This is a genomic window from Geodermatophilus sp. SYSU D01036 (assembly GCF_054050435.1).
On sequence record NZ_JBJGZJ010000006.1, the window covers coordinates 90774 to 103468 of the forward strand.

Annotated in this window: 13 protein-coding genes; 7 read left to right on the top strand and 6 right to left on the bottom strand. The window is 75.7% G+C overall.

Annotated features, from left to right (window positions below):
- The gene (gene leuD / locus ACI8AR_RS08855; RefSeq protein ID WP_457050686.1) at positions 1-606 is read left to right on the top strand and encodes a 3-isopropylmalate dehydratase small subunit; all 606 of its coding nucleotides are present in this window, start codon (positions 1-3) and stop codon (positions 604-606) included.
- Between the two features lie 22 nt (positions 607-628).
- On the opposite strand, the gene ACI8AR_RS08860 is transcribed toward leuD, so the two are convergent.
- From ACI8AR_RS08860 to cofC, 3 genes are read right to left on the bottom strand one after another with little or no spacing between them, the layout of a single operon-like run.
- Positions 629-1564 (bottom strand): NUDIX hydrolase, encoded by a 936-nt coding sequence (locus ACI8AR_RS08860; protein ID WP_457050687.1) that lies wholly within the window; start codon positions 1562-1564, stop codon positions 629-631.
- Complete coding sequence (locus tag ACI8AR_RS08865) at positions 1554-3659, bottom strand: RNA degradosome polyphosphate kinase (RefSeq protein WP_457050688.1); 2106 nt, start codon at positions 3657-3659, stop codon at positions 1554-1556. The genes ACI8AR_RS08860 and ACI8AR_RS08865 overlap by 11 nt, the downstream gene beginning before the upstream one ends.
- Positions 3660-3712: 53 nt before the next feature.
- Positions 3713-4348, bottom strand: a complete 636-nt coding sequence (gene cofC / locus ACI8AR_RS08870) for a 2-phospho-L-lactate guanylyltransferase (protein WP_457050689.1) — start codon at positions 4346-4348, stop codon at positions 3713-3715.
- A gap of 111 nt (positions 4349-4459) precedes the next feature.
- Here cofC and ACI8AR_RS08875 point away from each other — a divergent pair, with 111 nt between their 5' ends.
- From ACI8AR_RS08875 to ACI8AR_RS08890, 4 genes are read left to right on the top strand one after another with little or no spacing between them, the layout of a single operon-like run.
- Positions 4460-5260, top strand: coding sequence for a lysophospholipid acyltransferase family protein (locus tag ACI8AR_RS08875; protein WP_457050690.1), 801 nt, complete (start codon positions 4460-4462; stop codon positions 5258-5260).
- Complete coding sequence (locus ACI8AR_RS08880) at positions 5257-6279, top strand: NAD(P)H-dependent glycerol-3-phosphate dehydrogenase (RefSeq protein ID WP_457050691.1); 1023 nt, start codon at positions 5257-5259, stop codon at positions 6277-6279. The genes ACI8AR_RS08875 and ACI8AR_RS08880 overlap by 4 nt, the downstream gene beginning before the upstream one ends.
- A gap of 25 nt (positions 6280-6304) precedes the next feature.
- Complete coding sequence (locus ACI8AR_RS08885) at positions 6305-7444, top strand: cystathionine gamma-lyase (protein ID WP_457050692.1); 1140 nt, start codon at positions 6305-6307, stop codon at positions 7442-7444.
- Positions 7445-7448: 4 nt separating this feature from the next.
- Complete coding sequence (locus ACI8AR_RS08890; RefSeq protein WP_457050693.1) at positions 7449-9089, top strand: TIGR03767 family metallophosphoesterase; 1641 nt, start codon at positions 7449-7451, stop codon at positions 9087-9089.
- Positions 9090-9163: 74 nt separating this feature from the next.
- Here the strand turns inward: ACI8AR_RS08890 and ACI8AR_RS08895 are convergent, their stop codons facing one another.
- A complete protein-coding gene (locus tag ACI8AR_RS08895; protein WP_457050694.1) occupies positions 9164-9901 on the bottom strand; it encodes a CDP-alcohol phosphatidyltransferase family protein in 738 nt (245 codons plus the stop codon).
- A gap of 158 nt (positions 9902-10059) precedes the next feature.
- On the opposite strand from ACI8AR_RS08895, the gene ACI8AR_RS08900 reads away from it, so the two are divergent.
- Positions 10060-11208, top strand: coding sequence for a D-alanine--D-alanine ligase family protein (locus tag ACI8AR_RS08900; protein ID WP_457050695.1), 1149 nt, complete (start codon positions 10060-10062; stop codon positions 11206-11208).
- Positions 11205-11843 carry a hypothetical protein gene (locus ACI8AR_RS08905; RefSeq protein ID WP_457050696.1) on the top strand — a complete coding sequence of 213 codons (639 nt, stop codon included), beginning with the start codon at positions 11205-11207 and terminating at the stop codon, positions 11841-11843. The genes ACI8AR_RS08900 and ACI8AR_RS08905 overlap by 4 nt, the downstream gene beginning before the upstream one ends.
- A gap of 6 nt (positions 11844-11849) precedes the next feature.
- On the opposite strand, the gene ACI8AR_RS08910 is transcribed toward ACI8AR_RS08905, so the two are convergent.
- Entirely contained in the window at positions 11850-12353 is a 504-nt protein-coding gene (locus ACI8AR_RS08910) for a DUF3515 domain-containing protein (RefSeq protein ID WP_457050697.1), read from the bottom strand.
- Positions 12354-12441: 88 nt separating this feature from the next.
- On the bottom strand, positions 12442-12675 hold the full coding sequence (locus ACI8AR_RS08915) for an Lrp/AsnC ligand binding domain-containing protein (protein ID WP_091212468.1): 234 nt from the start codon (positions 12673-12675) through the stop codon (positions 12442-12444).
- Positions 12676-12695 lie beyond the last annotated feature (20 nt).

The following is a 12695-nucleotide window of genomic DNA, read 5'->3' on the forward strand; positions in this document are numbered from 1 at the left end:
ATGCAGCCGTTCACCACGCACACCGGCACCGCGGCCCCGCTCCGCCGCAGCGCCGTCGACACCGACCAGATCATCCCGGCCGAGTACCTGAAGCGGATCACCCGCACCGGGTTCGAGGACGGCCTGTTCGTCGCCTGGCGCACCAACGAGCCGAACTTCGTCCTCAACCAGCCGCACCACGCCGACGCCTCGATCCTGGTGGCCGGCCCCGACTTCGGCACCGGTTCCTCGCGGGAGCACGCCTGCTGGGCGCTGCTCGACGGCGGCTTCCGCGTCGTGATCAGCTCGCGGTTCGCCGACATCTTCCGGAACAACTCGACCAAGTCGGGCCTGCTGACCGTCGTCCTGCCGCAGGCCGACGTCGAGGCGCTGTGGCAGGCGGTCGAGGCCGACCCGGCGCTGCCGGTGACGGTCGACCTGCAGGCCAAGACGGTCACCTACGGCGACACCACGGTGCCGTTCGAGGTCGACGACTACATCCGCTGGCGGCTGCTGGAGGGGCTCGACGACGTCGGCCTCACCGAGCGGCACCTGGCCGACATCGAGGCCTACGAGGCGCAGCGCCCGTCCTGGCTGCCGAAGGCGCTCCCGGCCCTCCCCGCCTGACGCCCGCGGGCCCCGGCGCCCCTCACTCGGGGGCGTCGGGGTCCGGGCCGAGGTCGCGGTAGTAGTCGGCCAGCAGCGCGCCGGGGCGGCCGCCCAGCGCCCACACGCTGCCCTTGGCCGCCGGCGGGTACAGCCGCCCGGCGACGCCCTCCCACCGGACGCCGAGGCTCATCAGCACCGACGGGATCGCCCCGCCCTGGCTGCACACCACGGTGACCCCGGCGCCCTCCCGCGGCTCCAGCAGCCGCTCGACGACGGCCAGGCCCGCCTGCGGGTCGGCGGCGAACTCCTCCTCGCCGAGCTCCGGCAGGTCGCGCACGGGCAGGCCCGTCCGCTCGGCCAGCGGCTCCAGGGTCTGCCGGCAGCGCACCCGCGGGGCGGTGAGCAGCTCGACCGGCCCGAACGCCGGCAGGACGTCGGCCAGCTGCTGCGCCTGCCGCCACCCCTTGGTCTCCAGCGGCCGCTCGTCGTCGGGGCCGTCCCAGTCGCTGCGGCTGCCGGCCTTGGCGTGGCGCACCAGCAGCAGCGTCGGCGCCCGCGGGACGTCGTCACGGGCGAGGTCGGCCAGCACGCGCCGGTCGTGCTCGTGGGTGACCAGCGCGGAGGCGTCGTCGAGGGGCAGCCAGCGCAGCTCGTCGACCTCGTCGTTGGGCTCGAACGGGTGCTCGGTGCCGACCGCCCGCATGAGCCAGTAGTCCACGTGCTTGGGCCCGGCGGCGACCTCGTAGCGGGTGCGCAGGCTGCGGCGGCCGAGCGCGATGTGCAGGCCGGTCTCCTCGACGACCTCCCGCACCGCGGCGGACAGGGCGTTCTCCCCGGCGTCGAGCTTGCCCTTGGGCAGCGACCAGTCGTCGTAGCGCGGCCGGTGCACGAGGACGGTCTCGACGCCGCCGTCGGCGGCCGGCCGCCACACCACCCCGCCGGCGGCCGCGACGACCGCCGTCCGCTCAGCCGGCATGCTCGGTCACCCGGTGCATGAGGGCGGCCTGGTAGTCCCGGGTGCCGGTGCGGGTCCACTGGCCCTCGGAGCCGAGCTCCCAGCAGCGCACGCCGGGGGCCATGGCGGCGTCGAAGAACGCCTGCAGCTCCCGCTGGGCCGTGTCGTCGCACACCCGCAGCAGCACCTCGACCCGGCGGTCGAGGTTGCGGTGCATGAGGTCGGCGCTGCCGAGCCACCACTCCGGCTCGCCCGCGTTCTCGAACGCCATCACCCGGGAGTGCTCGAGGAACCGGCCGACGATCGACCGCACCCGGACCGTCTCGCTCAGCCCGGGCACGCCCGGGCGCAGCGTGCAGATGCCGCGGATGAACAGCTCGACCGGGACCCCGGCGCCGGAGGCCTCGTAGAGCGCGTCGATGACCCGCTCGTCGACCAGCGAGTTCACCTTGAACCGGATGCCCGACGGGCGGCCCTCGGCGGCGTGCCGCGCCTCCCGGCGGATCTTCTCCACCAGCCCGGCGCGGATCCCGTGCGGCGCCACCATCAGCTGCCGGTAGGTGGTCTGCCGCGAGTAGCCGGTGAGCACGTTGAACAGGTCGGTGAGGTCGGCGCCCACCCGCGGGTCGGCGGTGAGGATGCCGAGGTCCTCGTACTGCCGCGCCGTCTTCGGGTTGTAGTTGCCGGTGCCGATGTGCACGTAGCGGCGGATGACGCCGTTCTCCCGGCGCACCACCAGCGCCGTCTTGCAGTGCGTCTTCAGGCCCACCAGGCCGTAGACGACGTGGCAGCCGGCCCGCTCCAGCGACCGGGCCCAGGTGATGTTGGCCTCCTCGTCGAAGCGCGCCTTGATCTCGACGAGGACGACCACCTGCTTGCCGAGTTCCGCGGCGGTGATCAGCGCGTTGACGATCGGGGAGTCGCCGGAGGTGCGGTACAGCGTCTGCTTGATCGCCAGCACGTGCGGGTCCTCGGCGGCCTGCTCGATGAAGCGCTGCACGCTCGTGGCGAACGAGTGGTACGGGTGGTGGACCAGCACGTCGCCCTCGCGCAGCGTGGCGAACACGCTCTTGGGCGTCTCGCCCTCCGACAGCCGCGGGTGGGTGGCCGGTACGAACGGCTCGTCCTTGAGCTCGGGGCGGTCGATGTCGTACAGCGCCCACAGCGAGGCGAGGTCCAGCAGCCCGGGCACCGTGACGACGTCCTGCGGGCTGACCTCGAGCTCGGAGACGAGGACGTCGAGGATCTGCGGGTCCATCGTCTCGGTGACCTCGAGCCGGACCGCGGGGCCGAACCGGCGGCGGGCGAGCTCCCGCTCGAGGGCCTGCAGCAGGTCCTCGTCGCGGTCCTCCTCCACCTCCAGGTCGGCGTTGCGGGTGACGCGGAACAGGTGGTGGTCGATGACGTCGAGGCCGGGGAACAGCAGCGACAGGTGCGCGGCGATGAGGTCCTCGAGGGGCAGGAACGTCGCCTGGGAGTCGACCGGCCCCACCGGCACGAACCGCGGCACGTTGTTGGGCACCTTGAGCCGGGCGAAGCGCGGCGCGCCGGTCTCCGGGTCGCGCACCACGACGGCGAGGTTGAGCGACAGGCCGCTGATGTAGGGGAACGGGTGCGCCGGGTCGACGGCCAGCGGGGTGAGCACCGGGAACACCTGGTCGCGGAAGTACTCGCGCAGCCGCCGGGTCTCGGTCTCGGCGAGGTCGTCCCAGTGCACGATCCGGATGCCCTCGGCCTCCAGCCGCGGCGTGACGTCCCGCTCGAAGCAGTCGGCGTGCCGGTGCACCAGCTCCTGGGTGCGCTCGGTGACCCGGGCGAGCTGCTCGCGGATGGTCAGCCCGTCGGGGGAGCGCACGGTCAGCCCGGTGCTCAGCCGCCGCTTCAGCCCGGCGATGCGGACCATGTAGAACTCGTCGAGGTTGCCCGCGAAGATCGCCAGGAACTTGACCCGCTCGAGCAGCGGCATCGACGCGTCCTCGGCCAGCTCGAGCACCCGCGCGTTGAAGTCCAGCCAGGACAGCTCCCGGTTGAGGAAGCGGTCCGCGAGCAGCGGGGGCTGCTCCGCGGGCACGGGCGTCTCGGGCCCGGTGATCGAGGACGTCGTCTCGGCTGCCACGGCGCTCATCGTGCCCCACGCACGTGAACGACCGGTGCCCCTGCGCGGTCCCGTCAGGCGGCCGGGCGCGGGAGCCGCGGCAGCAGCGCCGCCGTCGCCGTCCCGACGCCGAGGCCGGCGGCGGCGGCCAGGTCGGCGGGCGTGTCGACGTCGCGGCGCAGTCCCGGCCAGTCGCCGGCCAGCGGCACCGCGCCGGCGGCGGCGTGCGCGGCGGCGGAGTCCCGGCCGAACCGCGGGTCCAGCGGCACGCCGGCCGCGGTGAGCAGGGTGGTGCCGGTGCCCGCGGCGTCGGCGACGAAGCAGCGCGGCGCCGCCGCGGCCGCGGCCAGGGCGGCGGCCAGCTCGGCCGGCCGCAGCGCCGGCAGGTCCGACGACAGGGCGGCGACGGCGCGCCCGCCGCAGGCCCGGGCGCCGTGGGCGAGCGCCGGGTTGAGCCCGCGGTCGGGCTCGTCGGGCACCGTGCGCGCGCCGAGCGCCCGGACGGTGGCGGCCGCGCGGTCCTCGTCGGTCACGACGACGACGTCGGCCACCGCGGGGCAGGCGCGGGCCGCGGCGACGGTGTCGGCCAGCAGCGCCAGCACCAGGTCCGCGTGCAGCCCGGGACCGCCGCCGGTCAGCGGCACGAGGCGGGTCTTGGCCGCGGACAGCCGCTTCGCCGGGACGATCAGGGACCACCGCACGGGCACCATGTGAGCACACCGCCACGGCCCGCCGCGGACGCCGGAGGACCCCGGTGCGCACCCGGACCGGCCGCAGGGTCGATCATGTGCCGGTCGTCACGACCGAGCGGAGGTGTGCCGGTGACCGAGGAGCAGTCCTCCGGGACCACTGCGGTACAGCGGCGCGCGCTGCACGAGCGTGGCCGGCTGCCGTGGTCGCTGAAGCTGGCGGTCGCGCTCATCTACCCGACCACGTCGCTGGTGTTCCGGCTGCGCTACCGGGACGGCGACCGGCTGCCGCGCACCGGGCCGGTGCTGCTGGTGGCCAACCACGTGTCGGTGCTCGACCCGCTGGCCTGCGCGCGGCTGGTCTACGACAACGGGCGGGTGCCGCACTTCCTGGCCAAGCAGGCCGTGTTCAAGGGCGTCGTCGGGAAGATCCTCCGGCACGCCGGGCAGATCCCGGTGGCCCGCGGCTCCGCCGACGCCCGCGGCTCCCTGGCCGCCGCGGCGGCCGACCTGGAGGCGGGCAACGTCGTCGTCATCTACCCCGAGGGCTCGGTGACCCGCGACCCCGACTGGTGGCCGATGCAGGCGCGCACCGGCGTCGCGCGGCTGGCGCTGACCACCGACGCGGTGGTGCTGCCGGTGGCCCAGTGGGGCCCGCACCGGGTGCACGACTACCACACCAGGAAGCTGCACCTGCGCTTCCGGGCACCGGCCGACTACGCCGTCGGGGAGCCGGTCGACCTGTCCGCGCTGCGGGCCGAGGTCCGCGCCGGCCGGCCGCTGACCCCGGACCTGCTCCGGGAGACCACGGACCTCATCATGGGCCGGGTGCGCGACCTGCTGTCCGGCCTCCGGGGTGAGCCGGCCCCCGCCTCGTTCGCCCCCCGGCCGGGGCGGTCGCTGCCCGGCGACCTCCCGGGGAGCGCTGCGTGAGCGAGCTGGACCGCCTCGGACGGGGCACCCGCGCCGCCGTCCTGGGCGCCGGCTCCTGGGGCACCACCTTCGCCAAGGTGCTCGCCGACGCCGGCTGCACGGTGTCCCTGCACGCCCGCCGGCCGGAGCTGGCCCGGGCGATCGCCGAGACCGGGGAGAACGCCGAGTACCTGCCGGGCGTGCCGCTGCCCCGCGCGCTGACGGCGACCCCCGACGCCGCGGAGGCCCTCGACGGCGCCGACGTCGTGGTGCTCGCCGTCCCCTCCCAGTCGCTGCGCACCAACCTGCTCGAGTGGACGCCGCTGCTGCCCCCGGACGCGACGCTGCTGTCGCTGATGAAGGGCGTCGAGCTCGGCACGACCAAGCGGATGAGCGAGGTCATCTGCGAGGTCACCGGCGCGGGCCCGGACCGGGTGGCGGCGCTGTCGGGGCCGAACCTGGCGCGGGAGATCGCCGAGGAGCAGCCGGCCGCCACCGTCATCGCCTGCACCGACGCCGACCGGGCCGCCGCGCTGCAGGCCGCCTGCCACACCGTCTACTTCCGGCCGTACACCAACTCCGACCTCGTCGGCTGCGAGCTCGGCGGCGCGGTGAAGAACGTCATCGCACTGGCCTGCGGCATCGCCGAGGGGATGGGATTCGGCGACAACACCCGGGCCTCCCTGATCACCCGCGGCCTGGCCGAGACCACCCGCCTGGGCGTGGCCCTGGGTGCGGAGTCCTCGACCTTCGCCGGGCTGGCGGGGCTGGGCGACCTGGTGGCCACCTGCAGCTCGCCGCTGTCGCGCAACCGCACGTTCGGGGAGAAGCTGGGACGGGGCCTGTCGCTGGAGGAGGTGCAGGCCACCACCCGGCAGACCGCCGAGGGGGTCAAGAGCTGCCGCCCGGTGCTGGACCTGGCCCGGGCGCACGGCGTGGACGTGCCGGTGACCGAGGCGGTCGTGCGGGTCTGCCACGAGGGCGTGCCGGCCGCGCAGATGGTGAAGGAGATCATGAGTCGGGAAGCGAAGCCGGAGTGACGACGCACCCCCGGGCCGAGCCGGAGTGACGACGCTCCCCGCTGGGTGGGGCGACGGCACCCGCTCGGTCCGGGCGGGCGACGCCCCGCCGGTGCCGGGCACCCCGCTGCGCCCCTCGCCGGTGTTCGCCGCCCCCTTCCACCTCGGCGACCGCCCGCCGCGCGCCGACGGCGCCGACGCCTACGCCCGCACCGAGCACCCGACGTTCCGGGCGTTCGAGGAGGCCGTCGGCGAGCTCGACGGCGGCCGGTGCCTCGCCTTCTCCACCGGCATGGCCGCGGTCACCGCGGCGGTGACCGCGCTGGTGTCGGCCGGCGACCGCCTGGTGCTGCCCGCCGACGGCTACTACGCGACCCGGCTGCTCGCCCGCGACGAGCTCGAACGGCTCGGCGTCCGGGTGGAGTACGTGCCGACGAGCGGGATCGGCGACGTCGCCGCCCGCGGGGACCTCGACGGCGCCCGGATGGTCCTCCTCGAGACCCCGAGCAACCCGCAGCTCGACGTCTGCGACATCGCGGCGGTGGCCTGCGCGACCCGGGCGGCCGGGGCGCTGCTCGCCGTCGACAACACCACCGCCACCCCGCTCGGCCAGCGACCGCTGGCGCTGGGCGCCGACCTCACCGTGGGCGCCGACACCAAGGCGCTCACCGGGCACAGCGACCTGCTGCTCGGCCACGTGAGCACCACCTCCGGGGAGGTGTTCGACCGGCTCAAGGGCTGGCGCGACCACACCGGCAGCACGCCCGGCGCGTTCGACGCGTGGCTCGGGCACCGGTCGATGAGCACGCTGGACCTGCGGCTCGCCCGCCAGGCGCAGACCGCCGCGGCGGTGGCCGAGGTCCTCGCCGGCCACCCGGCGGTGACCGGCGTCCGGTGGCCCTGGCTCCCCTCGGACCCCTCCCACGAGCTCGCCACCCGGCAGATGCTGCGGCCGGTCGGCGTCGTCTCGGCCGAGCTCGCCGACGAGGACGCGGTGTCGCGGTTCCTCGCCGCGAGCCGGCTGTGGACCGCGGCGACCAGCTTCGGCGGCGTGCACAGCACCGTCGACCGGCGGGCGCAGTGGGGCGGGGACGCCGTCCCGGGGGGCTTCCTGCGCTTCTCCTGCGGCATCGAGGACACCGATGACGTCGTCGCCGATCTCACCGCCGCGCTCGACGCCGTCTGACGGGATGAGCCGCACCACCCTCGACCGCGTCCTCGCGGCCGGCCCCGTGCTGCACGCCGGCCGGGACGGCGACTACCGGGCGCTCGCGTGGGCGGCCGGGGAGCCGCACCGGGTGCGCCGCGAGCTGGTCGGGCCGGCGTGGGAGCCGCCGCGCCGGGGCGTGCGGGCGGTCGCCTGCCTCGCGCACGTCACCGACCTGCAGCTGGCCGACGTCTGCTCGCCGGCCCGCTTCGAGTTCTTCCACCGCTTCGAGGCCGACCCGCGGATGCGCGCCCTCGTGCCCATGCACCGGCCGCAGGAGGCGCTGACCGCGCACGCCGTCGACGCGCTGGTGCGCACCCTCAACGGCCTGGCCGGGGCGCCGCGGACCGGCCAGCCGCTGCAGGTGGTGGTCACCACCGGCGATGCCATCGACAACGCGCAGTGGAACGAGCTGGAGCTGTACCTCGCCGTCCTCCGCGGGGGAGTGGTCTCACCCGGGGCCGGGCTGACCGCCTACGACGGCGTGCAGGCCTCCGGGTGGCCGCACGACCTGTTCTGGCGGCCCGACGACGACGGCGGCGTCCACCACGAGCGGTTCGGCTTCCCCGCCCGCCCCGGGCTGCTGGAGGCGGCGTTCGCGGCCTTCGCCGCCGAGGGGCTGCGGCTGCCGTGGCTGGGCTGCCACGGCAACCACGAGGCGCTCATCCAGGGCGTCGGCGTCCCCACGCCCGCGCTGGCCGCCGTCCTCGGCGCCGGGCGCAAGCCGGTCGACGTCGACCCCGCCCTGCCGCTGGACGACGCGCTGCGCCTGTTCACGCACCGCTCCGAGGTCTTCACCACCGCCACCTCCCGCCCGGTGACGCCGGTGGCCGACCGCCGGTTCATCGACCGCCGGTCCTTCGTCGCCGCGCACCTCTCCGACGGCGGGGCACCGGCCGGCCACGGGTTCACCGAGGAGAACCTGCGCGACGGCACCGCCTACTACGCCTGGGACGGGCTGCCCGGCGTGCGCGTCGTCTGCCTGGACACCACCCGGGTCACCGGCGGCGCCGCGGGCTCGGTCGACGCGGCGCAGGCGCGGTGGCTGGAGGAGCGGCTGCGCGAGGTGTCGTCGTCGGCGCCCGGTCCCGACGGCGGGCGGGTGGCCACCGGCAACGCCGACCGGCTGGTGGTCCTGCTCTCGCACCACGGGTCGGGCACGCTCACCCGCTCCGACGCCCTGGGCGGGCAGCCGGCCGCCGGCGACACCGCGCTGGGCGCGCCCGAGCTGCTCGCGCTGCTGCACCGGTACCCGAACGTGGTGCTGTGGCTCAACGGGCACACGCACGTCAGCGAGGTGCGGCCGTGGGCGCACCCGCACGAGCCCGGCCGCGGGCTGTGGGAGGTGACCACCTGCGCCGTCGTCGACTGGCCCGGGCAGGCCCGGCTGGTGGAGCTGCTCGACAACGGCGACGGCACCCTGTCGCTGGTCTGCACGATGGTCGACCACGACAGCCCCGCCCGGCCGCCGGCCGCCGACGACCCGGCCGCCGGGGACCCCGCCGCGCTGGCGGCGCTGCACCGCGAGCTGGCGGCCAACGTGCCGTACGCGGGCCTGGGCTCGCCGCTGGCCGGCACGCCGGCCGACCGCAACGTCGAGCTGGTCGTCCGCGCCCCCTTCTAGGAGGGCCCTCCTGCCCCCCCCCCACCCCTCGCTCCGCTGGGCGCGGGCCCCTGCAGGAGGGCCGGTCCAGCACCTCACCTGGCGGCGCGGGCATCCCGGCGGCGGCGGTGGGCGGCGCGGGCGGTGAGCCAGCCGCTGAAGGCCAGGTAGTAGACGACGTAGGCGAACGACAGCGCGACGACGAACGGGTTCGGGTCGGGCAGCTGGGCGACCAGCACGGCGTAGGACACGAACCAGACGGCGGTCAGCGCCATGCTCACCTGCCACAGCGCCTCGGTCCGCGACGGGTAGAGGTAGCGCACCGGCACGAACACCAGCACCGAGCAGACGACGAGCACCACGGCCACGGCCACCTGCGACAGGTCGAGCACGACCGCGTAGAACGCGACGACGTTCCAGTAGCTCGGGAAGCCGAGGAAGGTGTGGTCGTCGGTCTTCGCGTCGACCCGGCAGAACTGGTAGCTCGACGCCAGCAGCGGCAGCGCGGCCAGCACCCAGCCCACCGGCCCGTGCGGCAGCACGCCGGTGGTCCACAGCAGGACGACCGGGGCGAAGACGTAGGTCAGGTAGTCGACGATGTTGTCCAGCAGCGAGCCGTCGAACCAGGGGATCGTCTCCTTGACCCGCGCGCGCCGGGCCAGCATCCCGTCGGTGCCGTCGACCACCAGCGCCGCCAGCCCGATCCACAGCGCGGCCTCGACCTCGCCCTCGATCGCGGCCAGCACGAACAGCAGCGCCAGCACCGAGCCCAGCGCCGTGTAGGCGTGCACCGCCGCGCCGGCCAGCCGCAGGGGGAGCGGGTGCCGGCGCACGGCTGCGTCCCCCTGGTGCGCCGTCGTCGCCGGAGGTCGGGGGTCCACCGGAGGGGCCGCGTTCTCCCGCATCGCCGTCGAGGTTCCCACACGGCACGCGTGCCGGCCCCGTGGGAGCCGGAGGGACGCGCGGAGGCGGTCGACTAGGGTCGGCCGCGATGAGCGGAACGGGCGAGGTGCGCGTCGCGGTCGTGTTCGGGGGGCGCAGCGCCGAGCACGCCATCTCCTGCGTCAGCGCCGGGAGCGTGATGGCGGCGCTGGACCGGGAGCGCTACGAGGTGGTCCCCGTCGGCATCGCCCGCGACGGCCGCTGGGTGCTCCCCGACGAGGGCCAGCGGCTGGCCATCGACGGCGGCCGGCTGCCCGAGGTCACCGGCGGGACGGCGGTGTCGCTGGTCGGCGACCCCGCCGGGCGCGGGCTGGCCGTGCTCGAGCCGGCCGCCGCGATCGGCCCGGTGCTCACCGAGGTCGACGTCGTCTTCCCCGTGCTCCACGGCGCCTACGGCGAGGACGGCACCATCCAGGGGCTGCTGGAGATGAGCGGGCTCCCGTACGTCGGGTCGGGCGTGTTCGCCAGCGCCGCGTCGATGGACAAGGAGTTCACCAAGAAGCTCCTGGCCGCCGCCGGGCTGCCGCAGGGCGACCACGTGGTGCTCCGCGACGCCGAGGGCGCCCTGTCGGCCGACCCGGACCTGCTGACCGCCGCGGACCGCGAGCGGCTGGGCCTGCCGGTGTTCGTCAAGCCCTCGCGCGCCGGGTCCAGCATCGGCATCACCCGGGTCACCGACTGGGCGCAGTTCCCCGAGGCGGTGGCCACCGCGGCCGCCGTCGACCCGAAGGTCGTCGTCGAGGCCGCCGTGCCCGGCCGGGAGATCGAGTGCGGCGTGCTCGCCGGCCGCGACGGCGGGCCGCCGGAGGCCAGCCTGCCGGCCGAGATCCGGCTCAAGCCGGGCACCGACTGGTACGACTTCGACGCCAAGTACCTCGAGGACGCCGTCGAGTTCGACGTCCCGGCCGACCTCACGCCCGAGCAGACGCGGATGGTGCAGGAGGCCTCCCGCCGCGCCTACCTCGCCCTGGACTGCGAGGGCCTCGCGCGGGTGGACTTCTTCCTCGGCACCGGGCCCGACGGCCGCGAGCGGCTGGTCGTCAACGAGGTCAACACCATGCCGGGCTTCACGCCCATCTCGATGTTCCCGCGGATGTGGGCGGCCAGCGGGGTGTCCTACCCCGAGCTGGTGGACCGGCTGGTCACCTCCGCACTGACCCGTGCGGGCCGGCCGGGGGACCAGCGGACCCCCCGGTGACCCCGGGCCGGCTCGCGGCCGTCCTCGCCGGGCTGGTGTCGCTCGTGCCGGCCACCGGCTGCACGCCGACCAGCGCCACCCCCGCGCCCGCCCCCGCCACGCCGGAGGGCGTCGAGGAGCTGGAGGAACTGCTGCTCGACGAGGTGCCCTCCGGCCTCCCGCGGATCGCCGACGCCGACCTGCAGCCCCCCGCCGGCGCCAAGACCGTCGACGACGTGGCCACCTACTCGGACGACCCCGCCCGCGAGCGCGCGGTGCTGCGCGAGTACGGCTACCGGCACGGCTGGGAGCGCTTCTGGGGCGCCACGGCCGGCCCGCTCACCAGCGTCTTCCTCGACCAGTTCGCCGACCCCGCCGGCGCCGCCGCCTACGCGCACGACCTCGCCGGCAACGACGCCGAGCTCTACGACGGCGTGCTGCGGCACGACCCGTCGTCGCTGCCCGAGGGCTGCAGCCTGCTCACCGTCGCCGAGGTCGACCCGGCGACCGGGCTGTCCGGCCCGGCGGCGTTCGCCTGGTGCGCGCACGGGGTGTTCAGCGTCGGGGTGACCGCCGTGGCGGCCACCGGAGAGGCGGCGGGCGACGAGGTGCACGCCGCCGTCCGGGCCCAGCTGGAGCGGCTCCCGGCCGTCTGAGGGACCTCAGCGCGGTGGCAGGGTGTCGGCGATGACGCCGCTGAGCACGGTGACCGGGGCGCTGTCGACGTCGGGCGGCAAGGTCACCTGCACGTAGGCGGCGCGGTCGACCGCGGTCCAGGTCGTCGCCTCCTCGGCCTGCTCGACGAACCAGGTGACCCGGTCGATCTGCAGCAGGCCCTCGCCGGCGACCAGGCCCGCGGGCTGCGGCACGCCGCACACCAGCACGACCGGCGGCTCGCCCCAGGCGGCGGCGTACGGGGTGTCCGAGTCGACCAGCCGCTGCGGCTCCCCGGTCAGGTCCAGGGGGAGGCCGGACATCAGCGCCGGGCAGGTCGCGTCGGCCTCCGGCGTCGGCGGCGGGACCTGGACCGGCAGCACCGGGAGGTCCTCGGCGCGCTGCTGCGTGGGAGCGCCGCTGACGTCGGCGACCGGCTCGTCGCCGTCGTCCTCGTCGCCGCCGACCACGCGGACCAGGACCAGCAGCGCCACGAGCACCGGCACGATCACGGCGGTCGCGACCAGCGCCAGCCGGCGCAGCGGGTCGCGCGCGGGCGCCGGTGCCGGGTCCGGGGCGGGGGTGTCCTCGCTCAGCGGCTCAGATGTTGACGACGGGGCAGGTCAGCGTGCGCGTGATGCCGTCGACCGACTGGACGCGGGCGACCACCAGGCGGCCCAGCTCGTCGACGGTCTCGGCCTCGGCGCGGACGATGACGTCGTAGGGGCCGGTGACGTCCTCGGCCTTGGTCACGCCGGCGATCTCGCTGATCGTGGACGCCACCTGGGCGGCCTTGCCGACCTCGGTCTGGATCAGGATGTAGGCGTGGACCACGGGACGACCTTCCTCGGACG